The sequence below is a fragment of the Streptomyces sp. NPDC096152 genome (assembly GCF_044763235.1).
In the GTDB taxonomy this organism is placed as follows: Bacteria; Actinomycetota; Actinomycetes; order Streptomycetales; family Streptomycetaceae; genus Streptomyces.
Genome location: NZ_JBIWFW010000001.1, coordinates 142,799 through 160,629, shown reverse-complemented (window position 1 = coordinate 160,629; position 17,831 = coordinate 142,799). Strand labels below are relative to the sequence as shown.

General features: G+C 66.8%; 17 protein-coding genes. 5 read left to right on the top strand and 12 right to left on the bottom strand.

Annotated features, from left to right (window positions below):
- Positions 1 to 24: 24 nt before the first annotated feature.
- Positions 25 to 903, top strand: coding sequence for an LLM class F420-dependent oxidoreductase (locus ACIQ9G_RS00720; protein WP_403604226.1), 879 nt, complete (start codon positions 25 to 27; stop codon positions 901 to 903).
- Between the two features lie 129 nt (positions 904 to 1,032).
- Here ACIQ9G_RS00720 and ACIQ9G_RS00715 read toward each other — a convergent pair whose 3' ends face one another.
- The 10 genes from ACIQ9G_RS00715 to ACIQ9G_RS00670 all read right to left on the bottom strand — a co-directional run bounded on the left by ACIQ9G_RS00715 (position 1,033) and on the right by ACIQ9G_RS00670 (position 10,640).
- Positions 1,033 to 1,890 carry a fumarylacetoacetate hydrolase family protein gene (locus ACIQ9G_RS00715; protein WP_403604223.1) on the bottom strand — a complete coding sequence of 286 codons (858 nt, stop codon included), beginning with the start codon at positions 1,888 to 1,890 and terminating at the stop codon, positions 1,033 to 1,035.
- Between the two features lie 172 nt (positions 1,891 to 2,062).
- Positions 2,063 to 2,776 carry a YidC/Oxa1 family membrane protein insertase gene (locus ACIQ9G_RS00710; protein WP_403604220.1) on the bottom strand — a complete coding sequence of 238 codons (714 nt, stop codon included), beginning with the start codon at positions 2,774 to 2,776 and terminating at the stop codon, positions 2,063 to 2,065.
- A gap of 137 nt (positions 2,777 to 2,913) precedes the next feature.
- Positions 2,914 to 3,234, bottom strand: coding sequence for a DUF6412 domain-containing protein (locus ACIQ9G_RS00705; protein WP_403604216.1), 321 nt, complete (start codon positions 3,232 to 3,234; stop codon positions 2,914 to 2,916).
- Positions 3,235 to 3,406: 172 nt separating this feature from the next.
- Entirely contained in the window at positions 3,407 to 3,823 is a 417-nt protein-coding gene (locus tag ACIQ9G_RS00700; protein WP_403604213.1) for a contact-dependent growth inhibition system immunity protein, read from the bottom strand.
- Positions 3,824 to 3,845: 22 nt separating this feature from the next.
- Complete coding sequence (locus tag ACIQ9G_RS00695; protein WP_403604210.1) at positions 3,846 to 4,253, bottom strand: Imm50 family immunity protein; 408 nt, start codon at positions 4,251 to 4,253, stop codon at positions 3,846 to 3,848.
- On the bottom strand, positions 4,243 to 4,812 hold the full coding sequence (locus tag ACIQ9G_RS00690) for an Imm50 family immunity protein (protein ID WP_403604207.1): 570 nt from the start codon (positions 4,810 to 4,812) through the stop codon (positions 4,243 to 4,245). Before ACIQ9G_RS00690 ends, ACIQ9G_RS00695 begins: the two co-directional genes overlap by 11 nt.
- A gap of 90 nt (positions 4,813 to 4,902) precedes the next feature.
- Entirely contained in the window at positions 4,903 to 5,151 is a 249-nt protein-coding gene (locus tag ACIQ9G_RS00685; protein WP_403604204.1) for a colicin immunity domain-containing protein, read from the bottom strand.
- Positions 5,152 to 5,396: 245 nt separating this feature from the next.
- On the bottom strand, positions 5,397 to 5,693 hold the full coding sequence (locus ACIQ9G_RS00680; RefSeq protein ID WP_403604202.1) for a hypothetical protein: 297 nt from the start codon (positions 5,691 to 5,693) through the stop codon (positions 5,397 to 5,399).
- A 224-nt stretch (positions 5,694 to 5,917) separates the two neighbouring features.
- Complete coding sequence (locus tag ACIQ9G_RS00675; protein ID WP_403604199.1) at positions 5,918 to 10,327, bottom strand: RHS repeat-associated core domain-containing protein; 4,410 nt, start codon at positions 10,325 to 10,327, stop codon at positions 5,918 to 5,920.
- A 7-nt stretch (positions 10,328 to 10,334) separates the two neighbouring features.
- Entirely contained in the window at positions 10,335 to 10,640 is a 306-nt protein-coding gene (locus ACIQ9G_RS00670; RefSeq protein WP_403604195.1) for a hypothetical protein, read from the bottom strand.
- 474 nt (positions 10,641 to 11,114) lie between these two features.
- Between ACIQ9G_RS00670 and ACIQ9G_RS00665 the strand changes: the two genes are divergently transcribed.
- Entirely contained in the window at positions 11,115 to 12,146 is a 1,032-nt protein-coding gene (locus ACIQ9G_RS00665) for an SEC-C domain-containing protein (RefSeq protein ID WP_403604192.1), read from the top strand.
- 156 nt (positions 12,147 to 12,302) lie between these two features.
- Positions 12,303 to 15,452 (top strand): DUF3427 domain-containing protein, encoded by a 3,150-nt coding sequence (locus ACIQ9G_RS00660; protein WP_403606680.1) that lies wholly within the window; start codon positions 12,303 to 12,305, stop codon positions 15,450 to 15,452.
- A 21-nt stretch (positions 15,453 to 15,473) separates the two neighbouring features.
- Here the strand turns inward: ACIQ9G_RS00660 and ACIQ9G_RS00655 are convergent, their stop codons facing one another.
- Positions 15,474 to 15,944 carry an ATP-binding protein gene (locus ACIQ9G_RS00655; protein ID WP_403604189.1) on the bottom strand — a complete coding sequence of 157 codons (471 nt, stop codon included), beginning with the start codon at positions 15,942 to 15,944 and terminating at the stop codon, positions 15,474 to 15,476.
- A 212-nt stretch (positions 15,945 to 16,156) separates the two neighbouring features.
- Here ACIQ9G_RS00655 and ACIQ9G_RS00650 point away from each other — a divergent pair, with 212 nt between their 5' ends.
- Together ACIQ9G_RS00650 and ACIQ9G_RS00645 are read left to right on the top strand one after the other, a co-directional pair.
- Positions 16,157 to 17,005: a helix-turn-helix domain-containing protein gene (locus tag ACIQ9G_RS00650; protein WP_403604186.1), complete on the top strand. Its 849-nt coding sequence runs from the start codon at positions 16,157 to 16,159 to the stop codon at positions 17,003 to 17,005.
- Positions 17,002 to 17,199 carry a DUF397 domain-containing protein gene (locus ACIQ9G_RS00645; protein ID WP_403604183.1) on the top strand — a complete coding sequence of 66 codons (198 nt, stop codon included), beginning with the start codon at positions 17,002 to 17,004 and terminating at the stop codon, positions 17,197 to 17,199. Before ACIQ9G_RS00650 ends, ACIQ9G_RS00645 begins: the two co-directional genes overlap by 4 nt.
- Here ACIQ9G_RS00645 and ACIQ9G_RS00640 read toward each other — a convergent pair.
- Positions 17,192 to 17,770 carry a DUF2267 domain-containing protein gene (locus ACIQ9G_RS00640; RefSeq protein WP_403604180.1) on the bottom strand — a complete coding sequence of 193 codons (579 nt, stop codon included), beginning with the start codon at positions 17,768 to 17,770 and terminating at the stop codon, positions 17,192 to 17,194. The genes ACIQ9G_RS00645 and ACIQ9G_RS00640 overlap by 8 nt on opposite strands.
- Positions 17,771 to 17,831 lie beyond the last annotated feature (61 nt).

Genomic DNA, 17,831 nt, shown 5'->3' with positions numbered 1-17,831 from the left:
CCCGCCCGGAGGGATGGACAACCGATGAGCGACACGGCAGCTTCACTGAAGGAGACGGTCGGACGGTACGGAGTCTGGAGCGTCGGCCTCCGCTCCGAGGACCCGGCCCGGCGCGGCGAGATCGAGGAGGCCGCCGCCGAGTTGGAGTCCCTCGGCTACGGAATCGCCTGGCTCGGCGGCAGCAGCGCCCCCGGCAATGCCGCCCCGCTGCTTGCGGCGACCTCGCGGCTCGCCGTAGGCACCAGCATCCAGAGCATCTGGCAGCACGACGCCGAGACGAGCGCGGCCGACTTCGCCGAGCTGGAGGCGGCCCACCCCGGCCGGTTCGTGCTAGGCCTCGGGGTGAGCCACGCCAAGCTCGCGGAGCAGTACCGCCGCCCGTACTCGGCGATGGTCGGCTACCTCGACGAGCTGGACCGGGCCGGCGTGCCCACCGAGCGCCGTGTGCTGGCCGCCCTCGGCCCCAGGATGCTGGAGCTGTCCCGGGACCGGGCGGCGGGCGCGATCCCATACCTGGTCACGCCGGAGCACACCGCCCGGGCCCGCGAGATCCTGGGCGAAGCCCCGCTCCTGGCCCCGGAGTTCAAGGTCGTCCTGGAGTCCGACCCGGCCCGCGCCCGGGAGGTGGCCCGCGCCTATCTCGTGATGTACCTGGCGCTCCCCAACTACACCGACAACTTCCTGCGCCTGGGATTCACCGAGGACGACCTGCTGGACGGCGGCAGCGACCGCCTCGTCGACGCGGTGTTCGCCTGGGGCGACGACACCCGCATCCGCGCCCGCGTCGAGGAGTTCCACGCGGCGGGCGCGGACCACGTAGCCCTTCAGGTCGTGACGGGAAGCAGCGACCGGGACGCCCTGCCGAGGCAGGAGTGGCGCAGGCTGGCGTCTCTACTGGCGTGACCGGACCGACCTGAAGGGGCGCGGGGAACTGCGCAAGGGGGCGCGGGGAACTGCGCGACCGGCCACGACGCACCCACAGCCGCGCCCGCACCGCAGCCCCCACCCCCTCAGGCGTCCCAAAACTCCCCCTCAGGCGTCCTTCAACTCCTGCCTCTGCCGCCCGAGCCCCGACACCTCCAACTCGACGACATCCCCACCCCGCAGATACGGCTTCGGCTCAGGCCTCCCCATCGCCACCCCCGCCGGCGTCCCGGTGTTGATGACGTCCCCGGGGTAGAGCGTCATGAACTGACTGACGTACCGCACGACTTCGGCGACGGGGAAGATCTGCTCGGCGGTGCTGCCGTCCTGCTTCAGCTCGCCGTTCACCCACAGCCGCAGCGAGAGCGCCTGCGGATCGGGCACCTCGTCCGCCGTCACCAGCCAGGGCCCCAGCGGGTTGAACGTCTCGCAGTTCTTCCCCTTGTCCCAGGTCCCGCCCCGCTCGATCTGGAACTCCCGTTCGGAGACGTCGTGCGCGACGGCGTACCCGGCGACGTGCGCCAGCGCCTCCTCGTCCGTCTCCAGGTAGCGGGCGGTACGCCCGATGACGACCGCGAGCTCGACCTCCCAGTCCGTCTTGGTGGACCCGCGGGGCACGAGCACGGTGTCGTACGGCCCCACCACGGTGTCCGGCGCCTTGAAGAAGATCACCGGCTCGGCCGGCGGCTCGGCGCCGGTCTCGCGGGCGTGGTCGTGGTAGTTCAGCCCGATGCACACGATCTTGCCGATCCGCGCCAGCGGCGCCCCGATCCGCACCCCCGCCGCGTCCAGCGCGGGGAGCTCCCCGGCCTCGGCGGCGGCACGGATACGCTCGAGCACCGCGTCGTCCGCGAGCAGGCCGCCGTCGACGTCCGCGACGATGCCGGACAGGTCCCGCAAGGTCCCCTCGGCGTCCAGCAGCGCGGGCCGCTCCGCCCCGGCCGTACCGACTCGCAGCAGCTTCATGTTCCACCATCTCCCTCGATCGCGGGCCGTCCGCCGACGAAGACGACCCGGGTGCGGCGGACGCGACGACCGGAGGACTGGTCGATCGTCCAAGCTCGAAGTCCAGTCCGCAAGACCCGGTTCACGTACTGGACCACGGACGGTGAACGCGGGCCACCCAGCCCCCGTCAACTCACCGATAGAGCACGGCCCGCTCAACGGCGCTCCACGCCGTACTGGTGACGACGTACAGCGCGGCGGCCAGCGGCACGACGGCCACGGTGACAAGGGTGAAGAAGGACATGAACGGCACGACCTTCCCGACCACCGCGAGCCCGGGGACCTGCTCTCCACCGGCGACCGCCGCGGGGCCGTTCACCGCGGTCGCCCGCCTGGCACGAACGAAGTTGAACGTCGCCACGACGGCGACGACCACGAACAGCCCGACGTAGACGAGCCCGGCAGCCCCGACCACCCCGCCCTGCGCCAAGACGTCGGCCCACCGCCCACCGAGGGGCGCCGCGAACAGCCGATGCCCGAGCAGCGTGTTCGCGTCACCGCCGATCGTCGTGTTGGAGAACAGCTGGTAGAGAACGAAGAAGGCAGGCAGTTGCAGGAGCCCCGGCAGGACGCCGGACAACGGCGACACCCTCTCCTCGGCATGCAGCTCCAGCACCGCCTTCTGAAGCTTCTCCGGGTCCTTCCGATACTTCTTCCGCAACTCGGCGACCCGCGGCTGGAGCGCGGCCCGCGCCTTCTGACCCCGCGCGGCGGCCCGGGACAGCGGGTGCACGAGCAGCCGTACGAGCGCGGTGAACAGGACGATCGCGGCGGCGGCCGCGGAGGCGTGGAACAGCGGCTGGAGCAGATCGGCGAGCTGCTCGACCAGCTTGGCGAAAACGGACATGGGTGAGCCCTCCGGGGTCTCGTCGTGCCGGGAGCGCGCACGTGTCTTCGTGCGCACCTGCGAAAAACGGCATGACGACCCACACCCAGGAAGCCGTGGGGCGCTCCTGACGCGACGCGCGCTACACGCGTGCTCGCCTACAAGCCCTGTGCGAGGGTCGCCAGGAGGGCGCGCCCGGGAGCACGAGGCCGGGGCCGACCGGCGGCATCGGGATCCCGCTGCGGCAAAAAGGCCGTACGGCGGGCACGGTCGCGAATCGCAGTACGCACCCGGGTCGGCGGCACAGCGGGCGCGAGCCGCGCGGCGAACAACGCGCAGACGAGGAGAGCGGACCCGGCGGCCGCGGTAGCGGCAAGGGCCACGGTCGCGGAAAGACTGCCGGCATCGAGCAGCACAAGCTGAAGCACCAGAAGCAGAAGCACGCCGCCGCAACGCCCGCCGGCCCGACTCCGGATCACGCACCCCTCCCCGCCTCAACCGTGCCCAAGCAGGACCCGGACTCGCCTGCCGGGCCCAGTCCGACCCCACCTCTAGGGGGACGTCCGCGCCCGCCCGAAGGTTCCCCAGCAGGGGACGGGGCAGCTGGCGAGGCCGGCGCTGGCGGCTGGGGAAAAGTGAGGTACAGCTCGGTCAGACTCCCTCGGGGAGAGAGGCCAGGAACTGATCGACGTCAGGTTTTACGTAACTCGACAAATCAGTGAGCTCTGTCACGGTGGCTTTCAGATCAGAGGCGAGGGCAGGCATTTCCTTCCACACTTCCGGACTGACGGTTACCACCGCGTACAGCAGATCGTCATCGTAGAACCCTCCTGCGGCCCGGTCGGGCGCGGTGTCCCGCAGGATCTCCACCGCCAAGGGGAGCAGCCACGGCAAACCGACACTTTGACCGATCAACCTGGCGAGTTCATGCGACTGCAGCGCACCGATCGGTCGTCGACGGAGCGCGTGAACGCTCCTGACCAACGAGGTCGTCTCCTCCGGGGGGTCCGGCCAGCATCGGCCCTCCAACTGTTCGAGCGACTTGCCACGATCGATGAGCTGAGACATACGGGATCCTTTTTGGAACGGCTTACGGACTGCCGGAGGCAAGATACGCCCGCGTCTTAGCCATGCGAGCAGCCGAACCGCGAAAGCCTATCCCTGATTCCCTTGACCCCAGGATCACCTCAAATACCTGAGCGCCCAAATGACCGACAGTTGCCAGTTTCGCCACAGAGGCTCCCCACCCTGTAACCCAAAGATCCTCCACGCCAGTAAATACAAGGTAGAATTCAAAGGCATTGAACCGCTTCAACACCCATTGTTCAGGCGGATTGACAGGGAACTCACGGGTATCGAATCCCAGAGTCACCGATTTCTCGCGCTCATCGATGTGCACGTAGAAGAGATCACACGTCTGAGGCGATGGCAGACGGCCGTCATACAACTCTCCCAGATGCTCCGGCGATGCGAGAAGCTGCGACCAGTCAGCGTTCATAGAAGGTTTTTTCGTCAGTGCCGGGAAGTGATTCGTACTTTCGTGCATCGACCCTGCTCACGAAGAAATGCCGCCCACCATCCGAGCCATCAGCTTCCACCTTGAAGGCGCTCACATGGCCGACCTGCACGAACTCACTGCTCTCGAATGTCAACGCGATCCCATGACCGCTGACAGAAACCCGCATACGACGCTCGCGCCCCAAGGGCTGCACCACAAGTGTCCCTCGGGTCGGCGGAGCCCAGCACGTCAAAGAAATGTTCTCCACTGCCAGGAACTGGAACTGACACTGAACCGTGTCCGCCCCGGCATCAATCCATTTCCGCGGCGCCGAACGCGGAAAGTACGGCAGGTCGATCCTCAAAGTCAACGTTGGTCCGGCCCGACTCAGATTCATCGACCGAATCCTGACATCGGAGAGGTCCGGAACACGCCCGTAGAGCGAACCAAGCAACTCGTGGTTCACCAGGTGAAACTCGCCGATCACAGAAATGACACGCCCCAAGAATTGATAATCTGAGACCATAATTTGAAGCTCTCCGCCACTACGTACGGCCATGCCCGTACACCTCTTGGATAAATGGTTAGGTCGACCTCGTCGGGCGACAGACTTCGGTACACGCGCGCACCATTCCATCAGGGTCCGGTCTCACCTGAGATCGCGAATTCGCTGCACAGCATCCGTCACATGCCGGCGCAGTTCCTCGTCGGTCAGGTCCTCCTCATCCTGAAGGGTGGGGTCGAGGGCGTAGTCCTCCAACCCATAGAAGACCTCGTCCAGGGCAGCGGTGATTGCATCACTCGGGCGCTCTCCCGCACCCATCGCATGGCGACGTCCCGCAAGCCACCGTCGAGCGAAAGTCGCTCCACCGACGGCACCGTCCGAGAGCTCGCGCATCAACGTCAACTGCCGCCCCGTGTAGCTATCAGCGGGGATCTCGCTGGGGGCATTCCATGACCTGTTCAGTGGGGGGAAGCCCGCAGCCACCGCCCCGAGGTGTGGCTCTTCAACCGCCCGACGCGCCCAGCCAGTCGGCACGAAACTCCCCGGCAGCGGACAGGGCCGCCTGGATCAGGTCACGGTTCTTCATGGTCGCCACGTAGCGTTCTAGGTCCCACGAATGAGTCGGGGCCTGCGGGCTTTCACTGCGTGAGCATCATGGTGGCGTCCGCCGCAGAGAGCTCGAGGAGCGCTTCCTGCGTGTAGGACTCTACGTCGTCCACATAACGCGGCAGGTCCGGGCGATCAGAACAGAAAGTGACATTTGAAGTCAGAAAATCATCCTCCAGGCCACCCTCGGACAATGAGATGTATGCCAGGACTGGCCATTGCTGATTTCCGGGTGCCGCCACCAGCGCCATGCAGGCGTACCCGAGGGAACGACGCAGAAGCACTTCAGTGCGCTCGGCCCCTGATTTCGGCAGGTCGTAGTCAATCATGCCGCGACCGTTGACCGTTGCCTCGTAGTGGACAGCGTCGGAGAATTCCCCGCAACCGCCGCCTACATAACCAGCCTTCAAAGCCGCAAGGAGATTCGCACCGCAATCCATCGTCCACCCTTCGCGCACTACGGCGCGGAAAGGCTCAGGAACGTCTGCCTCGTGGGCACGGATTTGACACGACCCGAGAAGACGAGACATTTTGACATTCATCCTCATCGCAGCTACTCTCCCAGAAATCGAAGCCCTTTTCGGATTCCAGCCTGGAACCCAGGGTTTTTGCTAACTTCTTTTTCGACGGAACGCGGAAGGCCGTCGAATTTGCCAGTTTCGAAATTGTATTGGTACTTGGCGCCGAGGTTGCTCTGATCTTGGAAATGTAGCTGACCGGCCCGCTGGCCGGGGTTAGGGTTCTCGACGTCGATGCGATATGGACCGTGATTCCACAGCGTTTTGCTGGTGAGTTGGGTGCCGTTGGCACCGATCATTCCGCCCGGCACGGGCTCCTTGACCCCATACAGCTTACGCATGTCCAGAATGCGCCGATTAACTACATCTGGATTGTACGGGTCGTTAATGAACGCAGGCTGTGAAGTATGCCCTTCAGGCAGATCAACGCATTTCAGGCCTAGTGGGTCCGCCCAGGTGAGCGGGTTGTGTACATAGGCGACCGGGTTCGGAGATGGTGCCAGTCCAAGCGGGTCGGGGGTGAGGTACCGGGCAGCTTCAGGATCATAGTGCCGGAAGTAGTTGTAGTGCAGACCCGTTTCGGGATCGAAGTATTGCCCTGGGAATCTGATGGGCGTGTACGCGGTACTGTCTGACGCCCAGGAAGTCGTACCCCAGATAGTGCTACGTGAGCGCCAGGCGATGTCACCAGTCTCATCGAGTAGTTCAGTGGGAGCACCGACTAGGTCAGTAATGATCGCGAAAAAGCGCGAGTCGATCTCATGCTGAGACTGTTCAACAAACGTGATCCGCTCAGTCTGGGCGATGGGGCGCAGACCTTCGTACTCCCATGTAAGCGTGACCAAATTCGGAGACTCTTCGAGAGTAGAGGTCTGTTCGCAGAGCGTGTTCCCATCCCAGACAAAGCGCACTTCTTCGACCGCGCTCTCTCCGTCTCCTCTGAGTCGTTGCTTCGCAATACGACGACCAAGAGGATCATAGAGATACCGCCAACGGGTGCCATCCGGTGTGGTGACGGAAGTCAAACGGTCTTCGGCATCCCAACTGAAACGCCAGGTGTCGGGCTTACGGGAAAGTCGAACCTTCTGACGAACAACTGTGCGCCCAAGACCATCGTATTCGTAGCGGATACTACCGGCACGCTTGACTCGACTGCCGGAATACGTGCGAACGCCGATCGCTTCGCGGTTTGGGTGTACCTCAGGCCACACAGCCTCGGTCTGGTTGCCCACATCATCGTACGCGTAGCGTTCGGTCCAGCTGGCAGCTCGCACCTGGGTGACGCGACCCACGAGATCCAGGTCGAAGTGGCGGCTTCCATTGAGCTGGTCATCGACATGCATCAGGATGCCGTCCGGCCGGTAACGATATTCACGACGCTGGATGCTGCGCCCATCGATGTCAACGACTGCTTGCGTGGTCACACGACCGAGGACATCGAAGCAGTTGGTCAGTGTGAGCTTTTCTCCTATCTGGCGCGCCAATTGGCGTCCCACAGCGTCATGGTCGAAGCGGATGACCCGTCGGCCGGCTGCCAGTGTGGCGCACCGGCCCACCTCGTCGTAGCTCCATTTACTGATCGCTCCGCTGGGCGTAGTACGGAGCGAGCGGCGCCCTAGGGCGTCGTAAGTGTAAGTGGTTGTACGGCCATTGACGCTCTCTGAGACCACGTGGCCGAGTGCATTGCGCTCCAGGCCCAGTATCGCGTCCGGGCTGGCTGCGTGGACGAGTTGTCCGGCGAGGTCGTAGGCATAGCTAGTGACGACTCCTGCGGCGTCCTTACTTGTGACCTGGCCGAGGGCGTCACGTTCGTAGGTGATGATCTGCCCCAAGGCAGTGGTGTGTGATGTAAGCCGTCCCGCCCCGTCATAAGCGTAGGTGATAGTTCGTTCATCAAAGTCAGTCTCGGCGACAAGTCGCCCTGCTGGGTCGTACACATACCGCCAGATCAGGCCCTGCGGGCTCGTGACCGCAATCAGACGCAGCTCAGTGTCGTAGACGAAGGAGTAGCTGACTCCGTCGGCGCCGGTCCGCGTGGCAGGCAAGTCGAAATAGGTATAGCCGATTCTCGATACAGCTCCTGCGGGGTCGCTATGAGAGGTCAAGTTGCCCTCCGCGTCGTAGGCCCACGACTCGGTGGTCCCGTCCGCAACGATTCGGCGACTCAGCCGACCTTCCACAGTCCACTCAAGGCAGGTCTCGGCGCCGAGCGCATCGGCGATCCTGACGATGCGGCCGAAAGAGTCACGCTCATAGTGAGTCACTGAGCCGAGTGGGTCAGTGACCTCTATGGGCAACCCTGCCTGGTTGCACCGTAGACGGGTGGTGTTGCCCAGAGCGTCGGTCTCAGCGGTCAAACATCCTGCCGTGTCATACGAAAAAACCGTGGTCATGCCGAGGGGATCCGATGCCGCGGTGCAATTTCCGCGCTCGTCGTACTCCTGAAACCACGTCCCGCCATCGGGGCCGATCACGGCGGTCGGAAGACCGAGCCCGTTGTACTGGGCATGTGCCGCGTGGCCGTCAGGTCGCACGATCGACGCCACTCGGCCGTTCTTGTCGTAGGAGAACCGCGTGGTGAAGCCAAGAGGGTCAGTAATCTTGGTCAGCTGGTGGTCAGCGTCCCATTCCAGATGGCGTGTGTGCCCAAGGGGGTCGGTTTCCCGAACCAACCGCAGTGCCTCGTTGTGCTCGTAGACCCGCGTATGCCCGAGCGAGTCCGTCACCCGTGTCGTACGAGTCGCGTCCTCATACGTGAGCGTGGAGGCGAGGGCGCCTCCCGTGCCGCCGGTGGCGGTGACCCGGCCGCGGTCGTCGTAGGCGTACCAGTACGTCGTGTCGTTGCGGTCGGACCAGGAGGTGATGCGGCCGTCGGTGTCGTAGGTGTAGCGCAGGGGGAGGCCCGAGGAGTTGGTCTCCTCCGTCAGGCGGCCGGTCTCGTCGTAGCCGAAGGTGAGCAGGGTGATGCCCGGCCCTTCGGGCGTGTCCGGGTCGAGCAGGCGCAGGCCGGTGATGCGTGAGGCGGACGCGTCGTGGTCCAGGGCGATGCGGTATCCGCCGGAGTGGACGACCCGCGCGGGGATGTCGCCGCGGTCGTACTCGATGGTGATGCGGTTGCCGTTGCGGTCCTGGATGTGCTGCAGGGGCAGGTCGACGGCCGTGTCACCGTCCGCCGCGACCGGGGAGTGGAAGACGTGGATCAGGCCGGTGTCGGGGTCCGTGATCCGCAGCGCGCCGTCCGTCTCGTCGTCCCAGGACAGCAGCAGGCGGGAGCCGGCGGTCTCCGGGCGGACGGGTTCACCGCTCTCGGTGTCCGGGACCGGGAAGCACAGGCGGGCGCCGTCCGCGGCGGCGTAGACGAAACCCTCCTCGTCGGCCTGGACACGCTGATCCAGCGTGGAGGCCCAGGACGGCCCGAACCAGCCACCGAAGCGGTACGACGACACGTGCACCCGCTCCAGGACCAGCGGCAGCACCCCCGGAAGCGTCACGTCCGTCCGCGTCAGCGCCATGTCGCCGGTCGCGACGTCGATCGGGTCGCGGACGAACTTCTTGAACGCGTTGCGGATCGAGGCGGGCAGTTTGTCGAACCCGGGCCGCAGCTTGAGCCGTTCGAAGGCCGCGCAGTCCAGGCCGAGGGACTTGCCGAGCTTGGCCAGCGCCGCCGGCCCCAGCGCCTTCAGCCCCTTGCCCAGCGCCTTGCCCAGCACCCCGAACCCGACGCCCATCAGCGCGCCCTCGGTGAGGATGCCGGCCAGCTTCTCCGGGTCCTTGAAGGCACCCGGGTCCTCCAGCGCGGTGGTGAACGCGGAGAACTTGGCACCCTCCGCGGCCATCTTCCCCACAGCCCTGACCCCGCGGACCTCCTTGAGCACCTTCAGCGCCCGCTCCACGTTCCGGATGACCTCCAGCACACCCCGGACCACCGCGCCCAGGGCGGTGCCCTCCTCCTCGATCCGTCCGATCAACGCGACCACCTTCAAGGCCCGTTCACCGGCCATCAGGCTGGAGGCGACCGAGGAGGCACCCAGGGTCAGGACGTCCAGAGCCAGGCCCGCGATCTCGAACTCGGCGATCTCCGCCAGCAGTACGCCGATCTCGGACAGCATCTCGTGCGCCTTGTCGGCGAAGTCGTCGAGTGCCTTGGCGCCCTTGCGCAGGGCGTGCGCCATGTCCGTGGCCTGCTTACGGGCGGCCTTGGAGCGCTTGGCGAACGCCTTGGCCGCCTTGCCCTCCCACTCCACACCGGCCAGCGACTTCTCCGCGGCGGCCGCCGCACCGTCCAGCCCGCCGGCCAGGTGGCGCCACTTCTTGGCGATCTCCCGCACACCGTCCGGGTCCACGGCCGGATCGGAGATTCCGAGGAACTCCAGTCCGCTGGCGACCGTGTCGCCGAACATATGGTTGAACTTGTTGACGTAGTGCAGCGGATTGAGGTCGACCACGAGCCGCTCAGCCCTTCTTCTGCGCCGCGGCCAGCAGCAGGTCCAGCAGGTCGAACGCGTCGGACACCTCGCCCATCAGCTTCGCCTCCCCCTGCCACTCCTCGTCCAGCTGCTTCGTCAGCTTGACGAGCGTGTCCATGCCCTCGCGCACCTGGCTCTTGGCGTGCATCAGCGAACCCAGCGCGCCCAGCGCGTCCAGGTCGTGCGCGGCCGCCTTGAACTCCTGCAACGGCTTCGCCGTGTGATGCCCCACCGCCCGCAGCCCGGAAGCCGCCTTGTGCATCGACGCGGCTTCCTTCCTCAGGTCCGACATACCGCCCATCCCCCGTACGTACGTCGCTTCACTCTGTGCAGATGCCAACCCGACCGACCCTAGGGACAGCGGTTATGCCGGAAGTATGGGAAGGGTCAAGCACGCGCAAAGATGGCCTGCGGCGAACCGCAGTTGGGATGTCTCGGAGTCGCGCCCTTGCGGGGAACGTCCCCCGGCGACGAGCCGGGAGCGGGACGTGCACTCCGGTGGGCAGGGGGTCATGGTGAGGTGGCGACGCGAAGGCTCCTGCATGCATGTCTGCCTGGCGCGGCTGTCGGGGACCAGGACAGGGCCGACGTGTCCGCCGGTCAGCGGGTGTACGGCCCCGAGCGCGTAGGCGCGTGAGGGCGCGGAGGGGTGGCGGCGCACGACGGCGCCGACCACCGGGGCGCGCCCCGGACCCCAGAGCACGTACGACCACCCTGGCCTGCAGATATCTCACTTTTGTCACCGCACGGCAGTACGGTGTCCCCCATGCGCCCCGACACGCCTGCCGAGAACGTCGACCACGCCGCCGAGGCGGCCCGCCTGGAGCGGACCGCCGGCCTGTACCCCGAGGACGCGGAAGCCCTGCTCCTCCAGGCCGCGGCCCACCTGGAACTGTCCGGCGACCGCCCCGCCGCGACGACGCTCTACGACCGCCTGCTGTCGTCCTCCGACGGCCTGGAGAACCCCCACCTGGTGCGCGCCCTGAAGGCGTCGAACCTGTGGGAGTACGACCATGAGGCGGAGGCCAGGGCGATCATCGAGGGCGTCCGCACCTCCGCTCCCCGGGACCCGGCGCCCTGGGTGATCGTCGCGGAGGCGCTGGAGTCGCACGACGAGCTGGAGGCGGCCCACGAGACGTTCACGGAGGGGACGAAGCTGCTGCTGACGGACGTCGCGGAGCCCCCGTACGCCACGCGCTCGCTGCTCTTCGGCCGCCACCGCGTGCGGCGCATGCTGGGCCTGTCGCACGACGAGTGGGACGGGGTGGCCGACACCCTGCACTCGTTCCCGGTCTCCCTGGACGAGCTGCACGACCCGAAGCGGATCTGGTCCCTGGGCTCGGAGAACCCGGCGGAGCTGGAAGCGGAGATCAACCGCCTCCGCGCCGAACTGGGCGCCTACCGCGAGGCCCTCTCCCGCCCCTTCCCGGTCGCGGTCCTCCACTGGCCGGCCGGGGAGCTGTCGGAACTGGTCACGGACTACCCGGACCTGGCCATGGAGTACCCCTCCTACGAGGCCCACCTGGCGACGATAGAGACGTCCCTGCGCGAACTCGCCTCCTCGGGCACCCCCAACCTGGGCATCGTCACGGGCACGGTCCCCTCCTACGAGGCCTTCGCCGCCTCGGAGGGCTCCTCCCCGTCGGACGCGACCCTGCTCCCGCAGTACGCGACGACGCTGGCCGCCCGGGGGCGAGCGGTCACCTGGCCGCCCCAGCGGGCGGCGGGGTGCTGGTGCGGGTCGGGGCGGGCTTATGGGGAGTGCCACGGCACGCCCGAAGCGGCGGCGACCGCCTGAGAGTCCGGCCACGTCCGTCAGAGCAATTCTTTTCGGTGCCAAGGGTGGGGCCGAAGGTGGGTCTGGAGGTGAGCTCGTTCTCGTCCCCCACTTTGGCTCCGGTTGTCAGTGGCTCCTGTTAGAACAGAGACACATTGACGCGTGGCCGAGGGGGACATGGTGGCGGAAGCGGGGGATCTGGCGCAGCCGGTGGCCGGGGTGTACGAGAAGCTGATCACCCACAGCGTGCAGGACGAGCTGGAGCGGCTCGAGTCCGTGGGGTGGAAGGCCGTCGACGCTGAGGTCAGCGCCGAGTCCTCGCCCCACGTCCTGGCGCGCCACATAAGTGACGTGGTCGCCCGCAGGCTCCACCAGCTCCCGCCCCACCAGCAGGTCCCGTTCGCCAACCAGGTCCTGAAGTCGCTGGCGAGCGAAGTCCCCGGCCAGGGCGACGCTGATCCCCTCAGCACGGTCGCCGAGGGTCCCCGGCAGCTGCTCGCCCTCGCAAAGCAGGAAGCGCCCGGGGCCTACGCCGTCCGCCCGCTCACTCCCCTCTCCGAGACGTCGCTGCTCACGAACTCGCCGGAGGATCTGAGTCTGGGCTCGGAGCTGCGGGCCGAGCTGGCCACAGCGGACCGGATCGACCTGCTCTGCGCGTTCGTGAAGTGGTACGGCATTCGCGTCCTGGAAGACGCCCTGCGCTCCGCCAGGGAGCGAGGTGTGAAGATCCGGGTCATCACGACCACCTACATGGGCGCCACCGACCGCCACGCGCTCGACCGCCTGGTCCGCGACTTCGGTGCCACCGTCAAGGTCAACTACGAGATCCGCTCCACCCGCCTGCACGCCAAGGCCTGGCTGTTCCGGCGCGAGACGGGCTTCGACACCGCCTACGTGGGCAGTTCGAACCTGTCCCGAGCGGCACTGCTCGACGGCCTGGAATGGAACGTCCGGTTGTCCTCGATCGCCACGCCCGCGGTCCTGGACAAGTTCGAGGCGACCTTCGACGCGTACTGGAACGACACCGCCTTCGAGACGTACGACCCCGACCTGCACAGGGAACGCCTCGACGAGGCCCTGACGCAGGCGAGCGGCAGCGGCCCGAACACCGACCTGAAGATCAACCTCTCCGGCCTGGAGGTGCGGCCCTTCCCGCACCAGCGGGACATGCTGGAACGGCTCACCGTCGAGCGCGAGATCCGCGGGCGGCACCGGAACCTGCTGGTCGCGGCCACCGGTACCGGGAAGACCGTGATGGCCGCTCTCGACTACCGCAGCCTGTGCGGTAAGACGGACGGCGGCCGGCCGAGGCTGCTGTTCGTCGCCCACCGCAAGGAGATCCTCAGGCAGTCGCTGCGCACCTACCAGGAAGTGCTGGACGACGCCTCGTTCGGTGAGCTGCTCCACGCCGGCAGGGAACCGCGCGCATGGGATCACGTCTTCGCGAGCGTCCAGTCACTGAACGTACAGCGCCTTGAGCAACTGGCCCGGGGCCACTTCGACGTCATCGTCATCGACGAGTTCCACCACGCCACCGCCACTACCTACAGGCGCGTCATCGACCACTTCGAGCCGCAGGAGTTGCTGGGGCTCACCGCCACACCGGAGCGGATGGACGGGCGTAACGTCCAGGACGAGTTCTTCGAGGGCCGCATCGCCGCCGAGATGCGGCTGTGGGAGGCCCTGGAAAACGATCTGCTGTGCCCCTTCCACTACTTCGGCATCCCGGACGGTACGGACCTGACGAACCTGGGTTGGCAGAAGGGCTCCTACGCCGACCAGGACCTCGGCAACCTCTACACGGGCAACCACGCGCGCGCCCGGATCGTGGTCAAGCAGATCCGGGACAAGGTCTCCAATCCCGGCGCCATGCGGGCGCTCGGCTTCTGTGTGACCAAGGCGCACGCCCACTTCATGGCGGACTTCTTCCGCGCGGCCGGTTTCCAGGCCATGGCGCTTGACAGTGACTCCCCCGCTGACCTGCGTGCCGGGGCGCTGTCCGATCTGCGCGATGGGAAGCTTCAGGTGATCTTCTCCGTCGACCTGTTCAACGAGGGCCTGGACATCCCCGACGTCGACACCCTGCTCCTCCTCCGCCCGACCAACAGCGCCACCGTCTTCCTCCAGCAGTTGGGCCGGGGGCTGCGGCGCACCGAAACCAAGCCGGTCCTCACGGTGCTCGACTTCATCGGTCAGCATCGGGCGGAGTTCCGCTTCGAGGAGCAGTTCCGGGCCCTGACCAATCTGTCGCGGAACCGGCTCGTGGACCACATCGAGCACGACTTCCCGCAACTGCCGTCCGGCTGCCAGATCATCCTGGAGGGCAAGTCCAAGGACCTCGTCCTGGACAACATCCGGACGCAACTGGGCGCCACCGTGAAGACGCTGGTCAGAGAGGTGAGGGATTACGGCACGCCGCATCTCGCGGACTACCTGCGCGAGAGCCGCCGGGAGATCAAGGAACTGTACAAGAGCGGCAACTCCTGGACGACCGTGCTGCGCCGGGCCGGCCTCATCGATGAGGCCGAACCGCCCGGCGAGGCAGCACTCTTGAAGCGGGTGCACGCGTTCCTCCACGTCGACGACCCCGAGCGCGCCACCGCATACCTCCGGCTCCTCCAGGACGACTCGCCGCCGTACGACGATCTGGGTCCGCGTGACCAGTCTTACGCCCGCATGTTGTTCTTCAACCTCTGGGACGACGCGGGCGGGTTCACCACCTTCCAGGAAGGCCTTGCGTCACTGCGATCCCAGCGGACCTTCAGCGATGAGCTCAGGCAGGTGCTGTCGCACGTCATGGAGCAGGCGGACCATGTACCTCTCTCGCTCTCCGGACGTCTGAGCCAGGTCCCGTTGAAGGTCCACAGCGCGTACAACCGCTCGGAGATCCTCGCCGCTCTCGGGGTCGCCCGCTTCGGCGGGCAGATGCCCCGTTCCTTCGCGCAGGGCGTGCAATGGGTCGAGGAACTCCAGACGGACGCCCTGCTCGTCACCCTGGAGAAGAACGAGAAGGACTTCTCGCCCACTATCCGCTACAAGGACTACGCGCTGAGTCCGAATCTCTTCCACTGGGAGTCCCAGAACGCCACGGCGGCCGACTCCCGTACGGGCCTGCGGTACCGGGAGCACAAGCAGCACGGCAGCCACGTCCTGTTGTTCATGCGGCGCTACAAGAACACCGACATAGGCAAGTCGCAGCCTTGGATGCTCCTCGGCCCGGCGACCTACGAGAGCCACACCGGCAGCAAGCCGATGGCGATCACCTGGCGGCTGAAGCACGAACTCCCGGCCGACGTGTGGACGTATTCGGCGATCACGGCCAGCTGACGCCCGGGCCGCTACCCACAGTCAGTACGCGCCGGGCTCCGCCTCGAAATGGACTTGAGCCCGGTCGAGCGGATTGTGGACTGCGGAGATGCCCGTACTCAGTTCGCACCATGTCGACTTGCGGTCCGCGGTGAGCTCGACGCCCCACCGGTCGGCGAGGGCGTCGAGAAGCGCCAGGCCCCGGCCCGACTCGGCGTCCGGTCCTGCTTCGGTCAGGGTGGGCAGAGCCCGGAGATCGGGATCGCGCACTTCAATGCGCAGGTGAGCGCCGCGCATGGAGACAGCGAGCGTGGTCGGCGTGCCGGGACCGACATGTTTGACGACGTTGGCGACCAGCTCGCTGACGCACAACTGGGCGGCTTCGCTGAGCTCCTGCAGGCCCCAGAGCTCCAAGCGGAGCCACAGGATGCGCCGTAAGGCGGCCACCTCCTCGGGCTCGGCCAGGAACGAAAGATCCCAAGGCGTTCTCGGCATACAGCCGGTGAGGTCCATGCGCTGGTCCAGTCCGCCATCCGCACGCCGAGCGCTCCGCACTTTCTGTGGTCTCATGACAACTTAGAGTGGCAGTGAGACTTTCAAAATGGAACTCTCATAATGCGCGAGTGGGAGCACGGCCTCCCCAAGCGCGCCCCGGCGCACACCACCTTGCCGCCCACCCCGTGAGCCGACGACGATCGACCAGACCGATATGAAGGGCCGTTGGCATGACAGTTGGACCCACCACTCGCAGGCGCCAGCTGGGCGCCGACCTGCGCCGCCTCCGGGAACGCAAGGGACTGACCCTCGAGGAGGCGGGAGCGCGCGTCGGAATCTCCAAGGCCACGCTCAGCCGCTATGAGACGAAGGAAGGCGCGGTCAAGTGGCCGGCCGTCGACGCGCTCTGCCGGGAGTACGCGGCCACCGATGAGGAGCGCCTTGCACTCGTCGAGCTCGCGAAAGGCGCCAAGATCCAGGGCTGGTGGCGATCTCTCGCGGACCCCATCCCGGAATCCATGAACCTCATGCTCACCCTCGAAGACGAAGTGGTACGCGAGGACCACTTCGCCTGCATGTACGTCCCCGGCCTGCTCCAGACTCGCGCATACGCCGAGGCCGTGCATCGGGCTTCGGAAGTGCAGTGCGGGGAGCGCGAGGTGCAGCACATGGTCGATATCCGCATGAAGCGACAGGAACTACTAGAGAGGGAGGAGCCGCCGCACCTCTGGTGCGTGATCGACGAGGCGGCGCTCCGACGGCAGGTCGGCGGCCATGAAGTCATGCGCGAGCAGTTGGAGCACCTGCTCACCATGTCCCGACGCCCTCACGTCACCGTCCAGGTACTGCCGTTCGCACGCGGCGCCCACGCGGCGGCGGTCGGCAGCTTCGCCGTGCTGCGCGGGCAGGCCCCCGACTTGGACGTCGTGTACGTCGACCTCCTCGGCGGGGGCCTTTTCATGGAGAAGCCTCAGGAACTGGAGCGTTATAGGTTGGCGTTCGAGTACCTCAGCGCACAGGCGCTCGACTTGGAGTCCTCAGCCGAGCTCGTCGACCGGATCAGCAGGGAGCCTCAATGACGGCACCGTCAGAGTCGCACTGGTTCAAGTCCTCCTACAGCGGCGGCAGCGGGACCGAGTGCCTGGAGTGCGCGTACGCCCACGACAGCACGCTCATACGCGACTCGAAGCGGGCTGACGGTCCGCTTGTCCGGGTTCGTTCGGGAGCCTGGCGCACGTTCGTGCAGGCCTTGGCGCGGGACGCGCTCAAGTAGGCCTCGACATCGACTCCTTACGCGACGTCACCCCCAACTCCCCCCTGCCGAACAGCAGCGCGTACCCGCGGGGAAGCTCGGCCAGGATGCGGGTCAGGAGGTCGTCGGGCAGCAGGGCCGCCAGGGCGCTCAGGACCGAGCCGGCGTGCCAGCGGGCCGTGGCGGGGGTGGCTCCCGCGATGCGTTCGGCCACCGAGTCGACGAACTGCGCGGCCGTCAGGGGCCGGACGACGGGGATCTGGGCGGCGATCACGCTTGCCGCCTCCTCGGGCAGGGCGCGGGCCAGTTCGACGCGTTCGTCGCCCACCACGTGGCCGCCGAGGGCCGACAGGACGATGCGGGTGATGCGTTCCGCCTCCGCTCGCTCCGCATACTGGCCGGCCGACCGCACCCGTTCGGTCAGGTCCCGCCACGTGGCCACGGCGTCGGGCCCCGCGGGCAGCCGTGACCTCGTCCGCGTCGTCAAGAGAGCCTTCAGCGGCTGTTCGCCCGGGCGCGCGACGCCTGTCTGCGGCGGGCCGGGCACCGTCACTCGCGGCACCGTCATGCTCGGCACCGTGGTCGCGGTCATCGTGCGGGTCCTCCTTCGGGGCAGCCCACCGCGGGACCGGCCGGGCGGGCGTGGGCGACAT

Coding starts and splice junctions, on each gene's coding strand:
- ACIQ9G_RS00700 (WP_403604213.1), bottom strand. CDS start 3,823: ATGTCTCAGCTCATCGATCGTGGCAAGTCGCTCGAACAGTTGGAGGGC.
- ACIQ9G_RS00665 (WP_403604192.1), top strand. CDS start 11,115: ATGCGCCCCGACACGCCTGCCGAGAACGTCGACCACGCCGCCGAGGCG.
- ACIQ9G_RS00670 (WP_403604195.1), bottom strand. CDS start 10,640: ATGTCGGACCTGAGGAAGGAAGCCGCGTCGATGCACAAGGCGGCTTCC.
- ACIQ9G_RS00685 (WP_403604204.1), bottom strand. CDS start 5,151: ATGCGCGAGCTCTCGGACGGTGCCGTCGGTGGAGCGACTTTCGCTCGA.
- ACIQ9G_RS00720 (WP_403604226.1), top strand. CDS start 25: ATGAGCGACACGGCAGCTTCACTGAAGGAGACGGTCGGACGGTACGGA.
- ACIQ9G_RS00640 (WP_403604180.1), bottom strand. CDS start 17,770: ATGACCGCGACCACGGTGCCGAGCATGACGGTGCCGCGAGTGACGGTG.
- ACIQ9G_RS00680 (WP_403604202.1), bottom strand. CDS start 5,693: ATGATTGACTACGACCTGCCGAAATCAGGGGCCGAGCGCACTGAAGTG.
- ACIQ9G_RS00690 (WP_403604207.1), bottom strand. CDS start 4,812: ATGGCCGTACGTAGTGGCGGAGAGCTTCAAATTATGGTCTCAGATTAT.
- ACIQ9G_RS00655 (WP_403604189.1), bottom strand. CDS start 15,944: ATGGACCTCACCGGCTGTATGCCGAGAACGCCTTGGGATCTTTCGTTC.
- ACIQ9G_RS00710 (WP_403604220.1), bottom strand. CDS start 2,776: ATGTCCGTTTTCGCCAAGCTGGTCGAGCAGCTCGCCGATCTGCTCCAG.
- ACIQ9G_RS00715 (WP_403604223.1), bottom strand. CDS start 1,890: ATGAAGCTGCTGCGAGTCGGTACGGCCGGGGCGGAGCGGCCCGCGCTG.
- ACIQ9G_RS00645 (WP_403604183.1), top strand. CDS start 17,002: ATGACGGCACCGTCAGAGTCGCACTGGTTCAAGTCCTCCTACAGCGGC.
- ACIQ9G_RS00660 (WP_403606680.1), top strand. CDS start 12,303: ATGGTGGCGGAAGCGGGGGATCTGGCGCAGCCGGTGGCCGGGGTGTAC.
- ACIQ9G_RS00650 (WP_403604186.1), top strand. CDS start 16,157: ATGACAGTTGGACCCACCACTCGCAGGCGCCAGCTGGGCGCCGACCTG.
- ACIQ9G_RS00695 (WP_403604210.1), bottom strand. CDS start 4,253: ATGAACGCTGACTGGTCGCAGCTTCTCGCATCGCCGGAGCATCTGGGA.